Origin of the sequence: Bacterioplanes sanyensis, from assembly GCF_002237535.1 — a bacterium.
GTDB classification, from domain to species: domain Bacteria; phylum Pseudomonadota; class Gammaproteobacteria; order Pseudomonadales; family Oceanobacteraceae; genus Bacterioplanes; species Bacterioplanes sanyensis_A.
This window is the reverse complement of record NZ_CP022530.1, coordinates 4124594-4139633: the sequence shown is the minus strand read 5'-3', so window position 1 is coordinate 4139633 and position 15040 is coordinate 4124594. Positions and strand designations below refer to the sequence as shown.

Here is a 15040-nt window from a genome sequence, read left to right as displayed (position 1 = left end):
TAAAGTGTTGCACAACAATAGCCTCATCACTTGAAACACACACAACTGAAGCAAACCCTGAAGGATATTGAGATGAGCACTAACAACACTGAAAACACCATGATCGCCGCTTACATTGAAGGCTACGGCCAACAGCAGCCACTGGTTATCGGTCAATTGCCAACGCCCAAGCCAGCGGCAAATGAAGTACTGATCGAAGTGAAGGCTGCAGGCGTAAACCCGGTCGATTTCCATATTCGCAACGGCATGATTGCCGATACCGGTGCCCACACCTTGCCACTGATTTTGGGCTGGGACGCCGCGGGCACTGTGGTGGCTAAAGGCGAGCAAGTCAGTCAGCACGCCATCGGCGATGAGGTGTTTGTGTTTGCGCCCATCGATCGCCAGGGCAGTTATGCTGGCTTTATCAGCGTCGATGCCAGCTTGGTGGCGCCAAAGCCGCGCAGCCTGACCGCGCTGGAAAGTGCTGGTGTGCCCTTGGCCGCAGTCACAGCATGGCAAGGGTTGGTGCAGGACGGGCAGTTGTCCGCCGGACAAAGCGTGCTGATTTTGGGCGCCTCGGGCGGTGTGGGTGGCTTTGCTGTGCAAATCGCCAAATCGTTAGGCGCGCAGGTGATCGCCAGCGCCTCGGGCAAAAATGCAGCTTATGTGAAAAGCTTGGGCGCGGATGAATTCATCGATTACAAAACCACCGACTTTGCCGAAGTGGTAAAAGAAGTCGACCTGGTATTTGTCATCAGCAGCGGTGGAGACTTGGTCAAACGCGCTTTTAAAGTGGTCAAAAGCTGTGGCCATGTGGTGTCGACGCTGGACGATGTGGAAGCAGAATTTGTCGCCCAGCACGATGTTCATTTCAGTCGCATGTGGGTGCAGCCCAGCGGCAGCGACTTAGCACGTATTGGCGAGTTGATCGATCAGGGCGATATTCAGGTTCATCTCGACAGCGTGTATTCACTGCGCCGCATTAATGACGCCATCCAGCGCAGCGAAGCACAGCTTGCTGTGGGCAAGATCGTCATCGACATGACTGCCGACTAATTCAGGAATCAGCCAGTAACGCAGACGCAATACCACCACGAGGCCGCGCCTTGTGGTGGTTTTATCCATGGCCAAACGACAGAGTGTGATAGGCTTTGCGCTTTTATTGGCACAGAAGATCCCCATGCGAGTATTGGCTTTATTAGCAGCACTGAGCATAAACCTGCACGCCGCTTCGTTAGACCCAGAAGAACAACGCATCGCTAAGGTGGAGCAGCAATTACCAGAGCTGTTGTCACCATTGCAGGACAGCGCTCAACACCAGCTCAAGCAATTACGCACTGCTACCAATAGCCAAGCGAAGCTAACCAAAGCGGGTCAACAGTTGTGGCGCAAAGCTGTAACACAGGTGCAAGCTGGGCAGCCAGACGACCGGCCTTTGTATTGGACACGTTTATGGCTGCGCCGCGAGTTAAAAAATGCCGCAGCTCTTACCGAGAAGGACTTAGCACCGTTAGAGCTGGCGTCGCGTGGAATCAACGATATTCAGTTTGACCAAAATGCCGATGTCCGTATTTTAATCACCGGCTTTGATCCGTTTTTTCTTGATCGGTATTTGCATCAGGCCAACCCCTCGGGGCTGGCGGCCTTGTCGCTGGATGGCCAGGTACTGAGCTTGAATGGCCGCACGGCCGAGATCGAAGCGGCGATGATTCCAGTGCGTTTTGCGGACTTTGATCAGGGTATGATCGAATCACTGCTAACCCCGTATTTGCAGCGCCAGTCGGTGGATATGATCGTCACCATTTCTATGGGACGTGAGGATTTTGACCTGGAGCGCTTTCCCGGTTTAAATCGCAGTGCCAAGGCGCCGGGTAATCGCAACATTTACACCGGAGCCGAGCAGCAGAATCCCATCCCGCCTAAATTATACGATCAGGATTTATCTGGCCCGCAGTTCGTTGAATTTTCGCTGCCCGTCGCTGCCATGCAAAAAGCCGAAGGACGCTGGAAAATTAACGACAACCGGCAGGTAGAAACGGTTGAAAAAGGCGCCTTGTTAGCAGACAGTTTGGCCAGTTTGAGCGGCCAAACATCGGTTGCTGGCTCAGGAGGCGGCTATTTATCCAACGAAATCAGCTACCGCAGTATTTTACTGGGCCAACAACTCGGCATTGATGTACCCACCGGCCATATTCATACCCCGGCCATTCGCGGTTACGACGGCGAAACAGCACAGGCGGTGGTCGATCAAATACGCGCCATGCTGACCCATGCAATCGCGGGGCTGGAATCCAACCACGAAGGTTAATAGTGTCTGAACTGCAGAGTGCACAAGGAAGTGCGTTCGGTAAGGTTAGAAATTAGAGGCCTAGAATGCCTTTTAAATAGGCTTCGAAAACCATGTGAGCTTTTGCTGGACTATTGCAGGGGGTGGCCTCTCAGAGGCACCTCAAGGCTGCCAAAATTTGACATGCTTTTGACATCTATGAGGGTATTTACGGAGGCTTTTAGGCCTTTTTATAGTGTTGATATGTCCGAAAATTAGTAGCAATCTAACGCTAAATTACTGATTTTAAAGGAAAAATACTGGCCTCCCCACAGGGACTCGAACCCCGATCTACCGCTTAGGAGGCGGTGGCTCTATCCAGTTGAGCTATAGGGAGGCAGGCGACGGATTGTAACGGCTGTTAGTGAGGCTGTCACTCGTCGTCGAGCGCCTCTTTTTCCATCTCAATCATGCGTCGCTCTTCCCATTGAAACTCGGTAATAAGGCGATCGACATAACGCTGTGCGGTGGCGGAGAGCATGGTGAAAGCAAAGCCGCATTGAGTATTGCCGTTTTCGTCAATGACCACATGGCGAGCTTCTAAGCTGCAATCCATGGTGTGTTCGCGATTAAAGCGGATACGCACGATGGGAAAGTCGCGCTGTTCGTCCATGCGTTTTTTGACATGGCCTTTGAAGACAGCTTTGAAGCCGCTGGAGGAGAGGTCGATCATGTTGCCAAGCAGGTCGCCTTCATCGTCGTTCATGCGCACTTTAACCAGTATGTCGTGTGCTGGTGGTACCATCACGCGGTAGGCTGTGCGACGTTGCAAGTACAGCACTTGTTCTGGCAACTCAATGCGATAGCGCTCTTTGCTGGGTTGGTACTTGAGCCGACCGGTAGCGCGAAACTCAATGCGAATGCCACGCGCATCGCACTCAACGCTGAAGCGTTTGCCGGCGCGGATATGATCGTTGCCATCGCGCGGGATGACTTGATCAAGAAAGAAGGAGCGGCTTTTAAAGTCGGTGTCCGTGATGGCGGAGTGGTACTCCGTCTCGCTGCCATCAATGCGCACGGTTACTGGTGCTTCCATCAGGACAATCTTACGTAGCGCGCCGTAGACATCCTCTGGTTCTGTCAGTGTGTATTCCTGATTCTCGTCCGTCATGATCCTAAGCCTGTGGGTTAGGCTTGTACGTAGCCCTGACCGCTGTTCACACCTTTGGTTTTTCCATGTTCATTATATAAGTGTGGATCATTATTACCGCCACGCAAAATTTGCAGCTTTTGCTGGGTGCGGTAACGGGCCTTTAGGACTAAGTCTGACAGCGTCTCGGACAGATGACGATTGGCGTCGTATTGGCTGGCAAGTTGCTGCCACAGTGGCTGGATCTCGCCGCTATTGACTATGTCTGGGTGCTCAAGGCAATCCGGAGAATGTGGCAACTGGTGTTCAGTCATCCAGCCCAGGCGCTGCTCAGCGCAGGCTTGGATGTCTTGGAGTAGTTGCTGCTTTTGAGGCTGTAGCGCTTTTAGCTCTTCCAGCTGCTGCTGCTTTAATACGTCCAGTTCCTGGACCAACAGTTGGTGCAGGGCAGTGGTGAGCTCAAGCTCTGTGTGCAGGTATCGGGCAAAGGGCTCTATGTTCAGAGACATGGGGGTATCCCGGTCAGTTTAAACGCTCGTCAAAATCAAGCATTTTTCCTGCCAGTCTCTCATAGTCGATCTTATATTCGCCGTTGCTCAATGCACTGCGAATCCGCTCTACCGTGGCGTCGTCCACCTCCGGCATGTCGCGAATCTCTGCTTCGATCTGCTGGATGCTTTTGCTACTCGCGCTCAGCTTTACCTGATCGGCGTAGCTGGCGGATTGCTCTTTTTGCGGCGCCTGAGTCTGGCTAGGCTTGTCAGCCACCTGGTCAGTCCGCGTGCGGGCATTGGGATCAAGCCCACCGGTGAATTTGTTGATGTTCATGTTCAGATCTCCGAACCAGTTACCCATGATACACTCCTGCATGGTAGTTATCGGCATTGAGTTTTGGAACTTTAAAGTTTTTTTGCTGATTCATCGCACTTGAACTAGCCCCGCTTCCACCACGGTGGCCTCTACGATTCTGCGGGATTGCAAGTTACGCACTCGGATGCTCTCTCCTAAGTGCCCGCTAGACAGCGCCTCGCCTGGCATTTCTACCCGGATTCCGGGCCGGTCGACTTGGATGGTCACCCGCTGTCGGCGCTGGATAAGGTCCGGCAATGACAGCATGTCCTCGGACAGCACCGTACCTGGCCTTAAGCTGCGCTTGGCTTTCTGCCCTAGGACTTGTTCTATAGCGGCGTAGTAGCCTTTGGTTTGCTCACCCGCATCCAAGCGCGCTAAACGTACATCTTTGTTAGTAATCACTTGATCGCTCGCCAGTGGGCGTTTGAGCGTCACCATATTGGTCATGTGATGCAGCTGGATAGCCATGTTCTGAACCCAGTAGGGAGCGTCACAGCGAATGGCGATGTTATTTCTGCCAGCCAACGGTGGGCGCAAAGCGTCGATGGTCAGAGGCAGCTGACACTGTGGCAGCTGATACTGATGGCTGATGCCGATAAAGCTGATGCTGGCGTCATCGCGAATCCCCGTTTGCTGACGCCATTGCTGCAACAGCTGCTGCTCAATGTGCTGGCGCCAGTCTCTGTCGCTTTGTGCGCGTGCCTGAGGGCTGAGCAGGCAGGTGAGCAGGGAAATAATCAGAATAATTCCACTCATCGTCCTTGCTTCGGCTATGCTCTGGTAATGCAATCTTAAGAGTGTCATGTTCCCGGCGGTTTTTTGTCACATCGACATTGTTGATATGGATGAGCAAAGGTCGTGCCGGTTTATTACAGGAGCAGTGTATGGCTGGCGTACTGGATACTGTTAACCAGCGAACGCAGCTGGTCGGTGAGAACCGGCTGGAGCTGCTGTTGTTTCGGGTTAATGGTTCACAGGTTTACGGAATCAATGTTTTTAAAGTAAAGGAAGTGCTGCAGTGCCCGAAATTGACGGTATTGCCGGGCAGCCATCCGGTGATTCGTGGGGTGGCGCATTTACGCTCTGGCACAACGCCAATCATGGACATGAGCATGGCGACGGGTAACCAGCCGCTGAGTAACCTCGAAAACAGCTTTACCATCATTACTGAGTACAATGGGCAGACGCAGGGATTTTTGGTCGCCGGTGTTGATCGCATCATCAATATGAACTGGGAGGAGATTCATCCACCACCAGAAGGCACAGGCCGTGATCACTATCTCACGGCGGTGACCGAAGTGGATGACCACTTGGTTGAAATCATCGACGTGGAGAAAATCCTTGCTGAGGTATCACCGATTAACGAAGATGTGCGCGAAGGTTTGATCAGCGAAAGCGTGCAAGAAGTGGCGCGGCAGAAAAAAGTGCTGATTGTGGACGACTCCAAAATCGCACGTAAGCAGATCAGTCGCTGCCTCGAGCATATCGGCGTTGAAGTGGTGCAGCTGAACGACGGCAGGCAATGCTGGGAGCATATGCACGGCATTGTGGAAAATGGCGAACGTCTGCAAGACCATTACATTATGCTTATTTCCGACATTGAAATGCCGGAAATGGACGGCTATACCCTGACCACCAGAGTGCGGGCCGATTCGCGCATGAACGGATTTTTCGTGGTTCTACACTCTTCTTTGAGTGGCGTGTTCAACAAAGCCATGGTTGAAAAAGTCGGCGCAGATGATTTCATCGCCAAGTTCGACCCAGATGTGTTGGCGGAACGCGTCGTAAAACAATTGGAAAGCTGATAGGTACTGACAGCGAATGACTTTATCGATAACACCGGAAGAATACCGACGTTTCCGGCAAATGTTAGAAAGCAGCAGCGGCATTATGTTGGGCGAGGGCAAGGAGTACCTGGTCACCAGTCGATTGCGCAGGCTAACGGAAAGAGAATCGCTGAAAAACATCGCTGAGCTGCTGGACGCTTGTGCGCGCAATCGAACGCTGCAAGAATCGGTCATCGATGCCATGACTACCAACGAAACTCTCTGGTTTCGTGATGACCACCCCTATCGGATTTTCCGCGAAAAGCTGTTGCCAGAGTTGGTGCAGAACCGCAAGCCAGTACGTATTTGGTCGTCTGCTTGCTCGACTGGGCAAGAGCCGTATTCGCTGAGTATTGAAATAGAAGAGTTTAAACGCCGTAACCCCGGCAAGCTGATGAACGGCGAGCGCATTTTAGCGACAGATATCTCACCGTCGGCTCTGGCGGATGCTCGCCGTGGTCAATATCAGCAGTTGGCAATTCGCCGTGGTATGAGTGAGCAGTATCTGAAAACGTATTTTAAGCCGGGCGATAACGAGAGCTGGCAGATCAACGATGTGGTCAAAAGTCGGGTGGAATTTCGACTGCAAAACCTGCAGCAAAGCTTTGCACTGTTGGGCAAGTTTGACATTATTTTTTGCCGCAATGTGTTGATCTACTTCTCCCCTGAACTCAAGACTGACATCCTGCGCCGCATGCGCTCCTGCCTAAATCCAGGCGGGTACCTGATGCTGGGGGCATCTGAGGCGATGAACAATCTGAGCGATTGCTACGAAATGGTTCAGTGCCACCCTGGCATCGTCTACCGAGCAAAATAAGCCTCCTGCCATATTCGCCACCTGTTTTTACTGAAGCAGCCTCTAGGCTGCTTTTTCGTTTTGGGCATTGCCGCTGCTCGGTAAAGCCTTGCCGGTGACCCTTTCTTCAAGACCGTCATCGTTCTTGGTTAGTCGCTCAAAAACTCTGCCAAAGCCAGAGAGCATGCGGCTTCCACACCTGTTTAAAGATATTCGAGATGATTGGTACGGCCTTTGCTGTGTTCTGTCTGAGTAGTCCGGCAGACCGTCCGAGCCGGGTGTAGACAGCGAGGAGCTGACCATGGGTGCAATCAACTTTAACAACGGCTTAGGCATACACGACAACGCTCTGTTGGTGCGAGCCAAGCGTGCAGAAGTGCTGGCTAACAATATGGCCAATGCTGACACCCCCGGATTCAAAGCTCGTGACATCAACTTTCGCGCCATCTTGGCAGCCGAGAGTCAGAAGGAATCGTCGCTGTCGTTGCAAGTCACTCAGCAAGGTCATATCGCTGGCAACAGTCGCGGTGATGACTCCCTGCTGTATCGCTTACCGAACCAACCCGCCATCGACGGCAATACCGTTGAAACGCAGGTTGAGCAGGCGATTTATGCACGCAATGCCATGAGCTACAACGCCAGTTTCGAATTTTTAAATAGTAAGTTTAAGGGCATGCGCAACGCGCTGCGGGGAGAATAATCATGTCGCTGAGTAATGTCTTTGATATCGCCGGTTCTGGCATGAATGCTCAGTCGATTCGTCTGAACACTACCGCCAGCAACATTGCCAATGCCGAAAGTGCCTCCAGTTCGGTGGAAGAAACCTATCGCGCGCGCAAACCCTGGTTTGCGGTAATGCAGCAGGAATTTACCTCGGTCAACGAGCGTGGCCAGTTTCAGCGCTTGGAAGGTCAAACCGGTGTGGGCGTACAAGTGCTCGACATTGTTGAAAAAGACGCGCCGCTGAAACCCAAGTTTCAACCAGATCACCCAATGGCCAATGAAGACGGCTATGTGTATTACCCCAACGTAAACGTGGTGGAAGAGATGACGGACATGATGTCCTCATCACGCAGTTATCAGATGAATGTCGAAGTGATGAAGACCGCCAAGCAAATGCTGCAACGCACCTTGAGCTTGGGTCAGTAAGGAGAGCGTCATGTCCATAAACGAAATTGGTAACAATCAGGCGTTGGATCAGTATCGTTCAGATACCAAAAACAAAGACGAGCCGAAATCGAATGAGCTCGGTAAAAACGCCTTTTTAGAGTTGATGGTGGCGCAGCTGAATAATCAGAATCCGCTGGAGCCCACCGACAACCAAGCTTTTGTCGCGCAGCTGGCGCAGTTCTCCAGTGTTGAGGGTATCGATAACCTGAACACCACCGCAGAAGCGATGATGAGCCAATTAAATTCAGCATCGGCGCTGCAGGCATCGAGTTTGGTGGGGCAGTCTGTGATTGTCGACGGCAATGATACCGGGCTGCTATTGGGCGGCGGCGTGGTCAGTGGCTTTACCGATATTCCGGCATCGGCTACGGACATTCGTCTACAAATTCAGGGCAAATCGGGCGAGCTGTTGGAGCAAATTCCGCTGGGTAATCACGGTGCTGGCGCCATGTCGGTGCGTTGGGATGGTTACAACCTGATGGTCGATGGTGAGGTCGCAGACATCGACCACAGCCAGTTAAACCGACAGGTTTTCCAGAAAGATGAAAACGGCGATCTGGTTTTAGATAACAACGGCAATCCGATTCCGGTGGCTTATCCACCCGGTGAGTACAAATTTAAGCTTAACGCATCGATTGGTGGAAAAACTGAAGAAATCAGTATGGAAATGAGTTCGAGAGTGGACAGCGTCACCATGGCTCCGAGTGGGCAAGTCACACTCAACCTGACCGGTGGCCAGCGCGCCACTATGGACGAAGTTAAACAGATTCTGGACGCATAAGCGGCAGCAGAGAGGTCACTATGGCATTTAATATAGGTTTAAGTGGAATTCGGGCTGCTTCAACGGATCTTGAAGTAACGGGTAACAATGTCGCTAACGCCAGTACTGTTGGCTTTAAGGAATCGCGTACAGAGTTTGCCGACGTTTATACCACAACGATTTTAGGCACGGGCACCAAACCGGTGGGCAGCGGGGTGGTGGTCGATAATGTGCGCCAGGAATTCAGTCAGGGAAATATCAGTGGCACTGAAAATGCGCTGGATATGGCCATTGATGGCAATGGTTTTTTTGTACTGGATGACAAGGGCTCGGTCTCTTACACCCGCTCTGGTATTTTTTCGCTGGATAAAGACGGTTGGGTCATCGCTAATAGTGGTGCGCGTTTGCAAGGCTATGCCGCCAATGAAAATGGCGTGGTCAACGGCGTATTGGATGATATTCGTATTCAGGTCGCGAACCAGCCGCCGCGTTTAACGTCACTGGTATCAGCCATTTATAACCTCAATGCCTCTTCGCCAATATTGCAAGAACAAGGTCAGCAATTGACGACCAATGGCCTTGCGATTGGGGCTCCTGATGCAGGCATTATTGAAGACACACAAACCGTATTAAATACCGCAGGGCAGCCGTTGACGGCTGGTACGCGAGCGACATTGACTCACCCGGTGGACTTAACCACAGTGGCGGCAATTACGACGCCGGCAGACCCGGGTCCGTTTGGCGTGACCATTGATCCGCTGGATGGCACCGGGCCACAAGTCGTCAACGTGGCAGCGGGTGTTATTACTGTCGGCGCTAACCCAACGGAACATTTGCAAAACGTGCTGAACGCCTTGCAGTCTGAAATTGATGCGTTGTTCGGCAATAATGAATTTAATGTCACGACCAACCAGTCACCGCTCACCAACCCTTTGGTTAGTCCCACCAACCTGGTGATCGAGCGTGTTGGTTTTGATGCGACCAATGGTTTAGGGCTGTCGGTGACCACGCCAACGGGTAACTGGAATACCTTGTTTGGTGATCCGACCACAGGTACTGCCGTGGCAGGGACGGCTGGACAGCAGTTGTTTACCGGCTCTAGCCCGATCACTGCCGATTTCCGCAGCATTCCTGGCACCTCAACGACCACCAGAACCACGGCAACACCGCCACTGACCATTACGGACTTCCAAGCCGGTGATCATGCTCAAGTGGCCTCAACCGTCAACAACGGTACCACGGTGATTGGTGATTTTTCTGCCCTTGGTGGCAATACCATTGTCTTTGATATGGAAGTCACGGACCTGGCTGGTACTACCACCACGCAAACCATTACCTTAGACAGCTCAATTCCCGCCGTTGATATTGCCAACGTCACCATGGAAGAAATTCGGGCGTTTATAAACACCGAAATTGCCGGTGGTGCATTAAATGGCTTGGTCTCAGTAAGTGCAGGCCATCCCATGACCTTTACCGCCAGTACGCCAGACAATGGCGACAGCTTGGTGCTGGTGCCAGGGCCGAGCACTAACTTTGACTTGTCCACCATCGGGTTTGCTCCGGCTAACCGTAGCGATACTGGTACGGCTGATATTCTGCCGAACAACACCTTTCGTCTTCAGGTATTGGGTCCAACACCTGCGGATGACTCCAACGCCTACAACATCACCATTACGCCCGGAAATTACGCCACATTAAACGATTTGGCCGCAGCGATTCAGGCGCAAATTGATGTTAATACCGGTGCCAGTGGCCTAGCAGGAAGGGTAACAGTTCAAGCTGTTGGCGGTCAGTTGGTATTCACCAATACCGACGTGGGAGCGGGTTACTCGGTCTCACTGTCTGCTAACCCGACGTTGCCCGGTACACAAGGCCAGGATTCGTTAGAGGCCTTACAACTCGATAACCCGGCGGTATTCTTGGGTACAGATACCATAGACCGTTCCAACTCCTTCCGTATTTCACTCACCGTACCGGCGCCAGACCCTGACGGGCGCAGTGGTACCGTGGTGGTGTCTTTGGATGAAGAATACCGCTCGGTACAACAATTGGCGGCCAGTATTAACCGCCAATTAAATAGTCAGGATGCTAATGCTTACATTGGCGTGCAGGCGCAGGCGGTGGAAGTGGAGCCTCGTGTGGTACCACCGCAGTTCCAACTGCAGTTTATAGCCACCGAATCGGGTGAAGCGTCCATTATTTCTATCTCCGATTTCATCGCCAATGGGCAGGACGTCACCATCGATCAGTTGTACGGCGTATTGCAGATTGATGAAGACAATCCCGCCTTATTAACCACCGGGATCGAAGGCGTTAATAACGAATACCCAGAGCAGCGGGTGGTACTGACCGATCCTGAAGGCAATGAAACCGAAATTGTGATTCCGGAAAACAGTGAAGCCAATGCTATTGCTTCTCTGTTTAATCAACAGCCTGGGGTGACAGCGTCGGCATCGACGCAAATGACCATTCCACTGAACAGTTTTAACAGTCCGACTGGACAAGTTCGCTTGTCAGTCAATGGCCAAACATTGACGTCGGCCACCTTGCAGGAAATGGCGGATGAGATTAACTCTTTCAGAAGCACCACTTTGCCAGGGTTTTCCGCCAGTTTGAATGAGTTGGGCGATTTGGTGATTAATAACCAAATCGGCCGTGATATTAAAATTGAAATGACCAGCCCAGTCACGACCGACTCCTTGGTGGTGCAGGGTGCAGAAAACACAGGTCCGGTTGTTCTCGGTGGTACGGCGACCGCCGACAGAGCGGCAGCCGTGGGTGGTTCGGTATCGTTCATCTTCAATGAAGGTTATACCCTGTCACAGCCTCAGCCTGCGGTGTCGGGTATTTTTGGTGCATTAACCGAAGACGAGTTCACCCCCTACACCCTCAATGCCTTCGATCCAAACGATCAGGAAACTTATAATTACGCCAACTCAACCACGATTTACGACAGCCTGGGTGTGCCGCACATTATGACAAAGTATTTTGTGCGCGAGCCTTTGGACCCAACCCGTCCAAACGAGCAAAATATTTGGGCCATGTATGTATTGATCGATGGACAAGAGGTGGGCGACCCTGATCCAACTTTACCGTTCCCGCAAAACTTAGAGCCCAGCCGGGCTAGGTTTGAGTTGTTCTTTAATCAGGACGGTACATTAGACACTCAGGCCACTGGTGACATGTTTATTACTAACTGGGACCCGGTGGATTCTGAAGGCAACCCAACCGGTGCCTTATCATCCACTAACGTGTTGGAAGGTGGTTTGCCGCTGGCGGATCCACCAGTGAATTCAAACTTTCAGATCGATTTAACCGGTACAACGCAGCACGGCGGCGCCTTTGCGACCAATGATATTAACCAAAACGGTTACGGCACGGGCCGCTTAACTGGTCTTGAAATTGATCAGGATGGGATTATTTTTGCCCGCTTTACCAACGGCCAGGCGCAAACGCTAGGGCAGGTGGCACTGGCCAGCTTCCGCAACCCTGAAGGGTTGACGCCACTGGGGGATACCGGTTGGGGTGAGTCGTTCGAATCGGGCAACCCAACGGTGGGCCAACCGCGTACCGGCGCCTTTGGTCAGATACGCTCATCGGCATTGGAAGACTCCAACGTCGATCTGTCCGAAGAGCTGGTGGGTTTAATTATCGCGCAGCGTAACTTCCAGGCCAGCGCTAAAACCATCGAAACCACCGACCAGGTAACGCAGACCATTCTCAACATCTAACCCCCTAAATATCTAAGCCACTCAGTATCTAAACAGAGGTGAGCGCCGGAAACGGCACTCACCTTGACGCTGGCGGCAAGCCTTCTCCTGTGCAAGGGAGTGGTGCTGCCGCCAGCTGTCGATATTCGTCAAAAAAATGCCTATCTCCTTTCTAAGTTGTTGATTTTAAACTGCTAAGTTACTTGGCATGGGCTGTGCTTTGTATCCTCTAACTGTTGTAACGGCCTTCGCAAGCCACGAGGATACCCATGGACAAAGCACTCTACATTGCCATGTCTGGCGCCAAGCAAAACACCTTGGGTCAGGCTGCGCACGCCAATAACTTGGCCAATGCCAGTACCACGGGTTTTCGCTCGGACTACACCCAGAGTCGCGCTATGGGTGTGTTTGGTGAGCATTTCCCTAGCCGTGCTTACGCCATGACCGAACGCCCAGCCAGCGATTTTCGCCAAGGCCCACTGCAGGAGACCGGCCGCCGCATGGACGTTGCGATTGAAGGCGACGGTTGGTTTGCCGTGGTCGGACCCGACGGCGAAGAAGCCTACACCCGCGCCGGTGATCTGAGCGTCGACCCAGCCGGGCGACTAATAAATGGCAAAGGGCTGCAGTTGATGGGTGATGCTGGCCCGGTGGTGTTACCTGAGTTTGAGCAAATTGAAGTCAGCCGCGCGGGCATTGTGTCCATTCAACCCTTTGGCGATGTGCCTGCGGGGGTTGCCGAGCCCGTTCAATTGAAGCTAGTGCGTCCAGATGTGCGTGAGTTGGAAAAAGGCGAGGACGGCTTGTTCCGCTTCCGTGATCCGCAAGCGCCGGTGGCGCAGCCTGATCCGAACATTTCTCTGGTAAATGGGTTTGTTGAAGGCAGCAATGTGAATGCCGTGACCGAGCTCACCAGCATGATTCAACTGAATCGCCAATACGAAATGCAAGTTAAATTAATGAAAGCAGCGGATGAAAACTCGGCTGCGACCACCCAGATTCTGGGCAGCCAGTAGGAGTAACGACTTATGATGCCAGCACTTTGGGTCAGTAAAACCGGTCTGGAAGCGCAAGATCTGGCGTTAACCACGGTTTCAAATAACCTGGCCAATGTATCCACCACCGGCTTTAAAAAAGATCGCCCGGTGTTTGAAGATTTACTGTATCAAATTCAACGCCAGCCTGGGGCCAACACCTCGGCCGACTCTCGCCTGCCATCTGGTTTACAGCTAGGCACCGGTGTGCGCACAGCGGGGACGCAAAAAGTATTTACCACAGGCTCGCTGGAGCTGACGGATCAGCCTTTAGATATGGCCATCAATGGGCGTGGATTTTTTCAAATTCTAAATCCAGATGGCACCATCGGTTACACCCGTGATGGCACCTTTCATATCAATAACGAAGGTATTGTGGTCAACGTCAATGGCTATCCGCTGGAGCCACAAATTACCGTGCCCGATCAAACCAACCAATTAACCATCAGTAAAGATGGCATTGTGCAGGCCACGTTATTTGGTGATCCAAACCCGCAGCAGCTGGGACAAATAGAAGTGGTGGATTTTATTAACCCAGCAGGTTTGCAAGCGCGTGGTGGCAATATTTTCTTAGAGACCGCCGCCAGTGGTGCGCCGCAAGCCGGTGTGCCGAATGAAGACGGTTTTGGCACCATTGAACAAGGCGCACTGGAAAACTCCAACGTTGAAGTGGTGGAGGAGCTGGTGAAAATGATCACCGTACAGCGCTCTTATGAAATGAATTCGAAAGTCGTATCTGCCGCCGATCAGATGCTGCAGTTCCTGACGCAGAATACTTAATGCTTAATAGCAGGAGGCCTGAGATGAAACAGGGCTGGAAAGTAACATTACTGACGCTGCTGCTGATACAGGTGGGATGTACCAGTGTGCCTTTAGAACAGGATGTCTTTCCCGATGACCCGGATTTTGCGCCGGTGTCTGCCCAGAGCTTGCAGGCGCCACCGGTGTCTAGCGGTTCGCTGTATCAAGAGCGCTTTAACTTTGGTTTGTATACAGACCAACAAGCGCGCAAGGTAGGCGACTTGATTACTGTTATCTTTGATGAAAGCTATCGCTCGCAAAAATCAGCGGAAACAACGGCCGATAAGTCATCAAACAACACACTGACAGCTAACGCCGTGGCCGGTATGGTTCCCGGCTGGAAAAACATCGGTTTAAATACGGATACTGAGACCGACCGTCAGTTTTCTGGCAAGGGCGAGGCGGATCGCTCCAACAGCCTGACCGGGCGCATTAGTGTGTCAGTGTCGGAGATTTTGCCAAACGGTATTTTGCGTATCCGTGGTGAAAAGTGGCTGACCTTGAGCGATGGTGATGAATACATTCGCATCAAAGGGTTGATTCGTCCGGCGGACATTACACCAGACAATACCGTGCCATCCTCCAAGGTGGCCGATGCCCGCATCTCCTTTGGCGGTCGCGGTAATTTGAACAACTCAACCGAAATGGGCTGGGGTGATCGCATCTTTATGTCGCCCTGGTGGCCGTTCTGAG

15 protein-coding genes and 1 tRNA gene are annotated in these 15040 nt (G+C 52.3%); 11 read left to right on the top strand and 5 right to left on the bottom strand.

Annotated features, from left to right (window positions below):
• Nucleotides 1-72: 72 nt before the first annotated feature.
• Both CHH28_RS19010 and CHH28_RS19005 read left to right on the top strand, forming a co-directional pair.
• Nucleotides 73-1038 (top strand): NADP-dependent oxidoreductase, encoded by a 966-nt coding sequence (locus tag CHH28_RS19010; RefSeq protein ID WP_233243667.1) that lies wholly within the window; start codon nt 73-75, stop codon nt 1036-1038.
• A gap of 67 nt (nt 1039-1105) precedes the next feature.
• Nucleotides 1106-2290, top strand: coding sequence for a hypothetical protein (locus CHH28_RS19005; RefSeq protein ID WP_199243948.1), 1185 nt, complete (start codon nt 1106-1108; stop codon nt 2288-2290).
• Nucleotides 2291-2569: 279 nt separating this feature from the next.
• On the opposite strand, the gene CHH28_RS19000 is transcribed toward CHH28_RS19005, so the two are convergent.
• The 5 genes from CHH28_RS19000 to flgA form a co-directional block, all read right to left on the bottom strand.
• Nucleotides 2570-2645: transfer RNA gene (locus tag CHH28_RS19000), tRNA-Arg, on the bottom strand.
• 36 nt (nt 2646-2681) lie between these two features.
• The gene (locus CHH28_RS18995; RefSeq protein WP_094061789.1) at nt 2682-3419 is read right to left on the bottom strand and encodes a flagellar brake protein; all 738 of its coding nucleotides are present in this window, start codon (nt 3417-3419) and stop codon (nt 2682-2684) included.
• 17 nt (nt 3420-3436) lie between these two features.
• Entirely contained in the window at nt 3437-3907 is a 471-nt protein-coding gene (flgN, locus tag CHH28_RS18990; protein WP_094061788.1) for a flagellar export chaperone FlgN, read from the bottom strand.
• Between the two features lie 13 nt (nt 3908-3920).
• Complete coding sequence (gene flgM / locus CHH28_RS18985) at nt 3921-4253, bottom strand: flagellar biosynthesis anti-sigma factor FlgM (RefSeq protein ID WP_233243666.1); 333 nt, start codon at nt 4251-4253, stop codon at nt 3921-3923.
• A gap of 63 nt (nt 4254-4316) precedes the next feature.
• Entirely contained in the window at nt 4317-5006 is a 690-nt protein-coding gene (gene flgA / locus CHH28_RS18980) for a flagellar basal body P-ring formation chaperone FlgA (RefSeq protein ID WP_157730008.1), read from the bottom strand.
• A 128-nt stretch (nt 5007-5134) separates the two neighbouring features.
• Here flgA and CHH28_RS18975 point away from each other — a divergent pair, with 128 nt between their 5' ends.
• The 9 genes from CHH28_RS18975 to CHH28_RS18935 all read left to right on the top strand — a co-directional run bounded on the left by CHH28_RS18975 (nt 5135) and on the right by CHH28_RS18935 (nt 15039).
• A complete protein-coding gene (locus tag CHH28_RS18975; protein ID WP_094062149.1) occupies nt 5135-6055 on the top strand; it encodes a chemotaxis protein CheV in 921 nt (306 codons plus the stop codon).
• 16 nt (nt 6056-6071) lie between these two features.
• Entirely contained in the window at nt 6072-6893 is an 822-nt protein-coding gene (locus CHH28_RS18970; RefSeq protein ID WP_094061786.1) for a CheR family methyltransferase, read from the top strand.
• Nucleotides 6894-7173: 280 nt separating this feature from the next.
• Nucleotides 7174-7572 (top strand): flagellar basal body rod protein FlgB, encoded by a 399-nt coding sequence (gene flgB / locus CHH28_RS18965; protein WP_094061785.1) that lies wholly within the window; start codon nt 7174-7176, stop codon nt 7570-7572.
• Nucleotides 7573-7574: 2 nt separating this feature from the next.
• The gene (gene flgC, locus CHH28_RS18960) at nt 7575-8021 is read left to right on the top strand and encodes a flagellar basal body rod protein FlgC (protein WP_094061784.1); all 447 of its coding nucleotides are present in this window, start codon (nt 7575-7577) and stop codon (nt 8019-8021) included.
• Between the two features lie 10 nt (nt 8022-8031).
• Nucleotides 8032-8823, top strand: a complete 792-nt coding sequence (locus CHH28_RS18955; RefSeq protein WP_094061783.1) for a flagellar hook assembly protein FlgD — start codon at nt 8032-8034, stop codon at nt 8821-8823.
• A 20-nt stretch (nt 8824-8843) separates the two neighbouring features.
• Entirely contained in the window at nt 8844-12533 is a 3690-nt protein-coding gene (locus CHH28_RS18950) for a flagellar hook-basal body complex protein (RefSeq protein WP_094061782.1), read from the top strand.
• 248 nt (nt 12534-12781) lie between these two features.
• Nucleotides 12782-13528, top strand: a complete 747-nt coding sequence (locus tag CHH28_RS18945) for a flagellar basal body rod protein FlgF (RefSeq protein WP_094061781.1) — start codon at nt 12782-12784, stop codon at nt 13526-13528.
• Nucleotides 13529-13540: 12 nt separating this feature from the next.
• Nucleotides 13541-14326 (top strand): flagellar basal-body rod protein FlgG, encoded by a 786-nt coding sequence (flgG, locus tag CHH28_RS18940; RefSeq protein ID WP_094061780.1) that lies wholly within the window; start codon nt 13541-13543, stop codon nt 14324-14326.
• Between the two features lie 23 nt (nt 14327-14349).
• Nucleotides 14350-15039 carry a flagellar basal body L-ring protein FlgH gene (locus CHH28_RS18935; RefSeq protein ID WP_094061779.1) on the top strand — a complete coding sequence of 230 codons (690 nt, stop codon included), beginning with the start codon at nt 14350-14352 and terminating at the stop codon, nt 15037-15039.
• The last annotated feature ends 1 nt before the right edge of the window (nt 15040 follow it).

What these genes read in the sequence shown, in the direction of transcription:
- CHH28_RS18975 (WP_094062149.1), top strand. Translation starts at nt 5,135, where the DNA reads ATGGCTGGCGTACTGGATACTGTTAACCAGCGAACGCAGCTGGTCGGT.
- CHH28_RS19005 (WP_199243948.1), top strand. Translation starts at nt 1,106, where the DNA reads ATGGCCAAACGACAGAGTGTGATAGGCTTTGCGCTTTTATTGGCACAG.
- CHH28_RS18945 (WP_094061781.1), top strand. Translation starts at nt 12,782, where the DNA reads ATGGACAAAGCACTCTACATTGCCATGTCTGGCGCCAAGCAAAACACC.
- CHH28_RS18955 (WP_094061783.1), top strand. Translation starts at nt 8,032, where the DNA reads ATGTCCATAAACGAAATTGGTAACAATCAGGCGTTGGATCAGTATCGT.
- flgN (WP_094061788.1), bottom strand. Translation starts at nt 3,907, where the DNA reads ATGTCTCTGAACATAGAGCCCTTTGCCCGATACCTGCACACAGAGCTT.
- CHH28_RS18950 (WP_094061782.1), top strand. Translation starts at nt 8,844, where the DNA reads ATGGCATTTAATATAGGTTTAAGTGGAATTCGGGCTGCTTCAACGGAT.
- CHH28_RS18995 (WP_094061789.1), bottom strand. Translation starts at nt 3,419, where the DNA reads ATGACGGACGAGAATCAGGAATACACACTGACAGAACCAGAGGATGTC.
- flgM (WP_233243666.1), bottom strand. Translation starts at nt 4,253, where the DNA reads ATGGGTAACTGGTTCGGAGATCTGAACATGAACATCAACAAATTCACC.
- CHH28_RS18935 (WP_094061779.1), top strand. Translation starts at nt 14,350, where the DNA reads ATGAAACAGGGCTGGAAAGTAACATTACTGACGCTGCTGCTGATACAG.
- CHH28_RS19010 (WP_233243667.1), top strand. Translation starts at nt 73, where the DNA reads ATGAGCACTAACAACACTGAAAACACCATGATCGCCGCTTACATTGAA.
- flgA (WP_157730008.1), bottom strand. Translation starts at nt 5,006, where the DNA reads ATGAGTGGAATTATTCTGATTATTTCCCTGCTCACCTGCCTGCTCAGC.
- flgC (WP_094061784.1), top strand. Translation starts at nt 7,575, where the DNA reads ATGTCGCTGAGTAATGTCTTTGATATCGCCGGTTCTGGCATGAATGCT.
- flgG (WP_094061780.1), top strand. Translation starts at nt 13,541, where the DNA reads ATGATGCCAGCACTTTGGGTCAGTAAAACCGGTCTGGAAGCGCAAGAT.
- CHH28_RS18970 (WP_094061786.1), top strand. Translation starts at nt 6,072, where the DNA reads ATGACTTTATCGATAACACCGGAAGAATACCGACGTTTCCGGCAAATG.
- flgB (WP_094061785.1), top strand. Translation starts at nt 7,174, where the DNA reads ATGGGTGCAATCAACTTTAACAACGGCTTAGGCATACACGACAACGCT.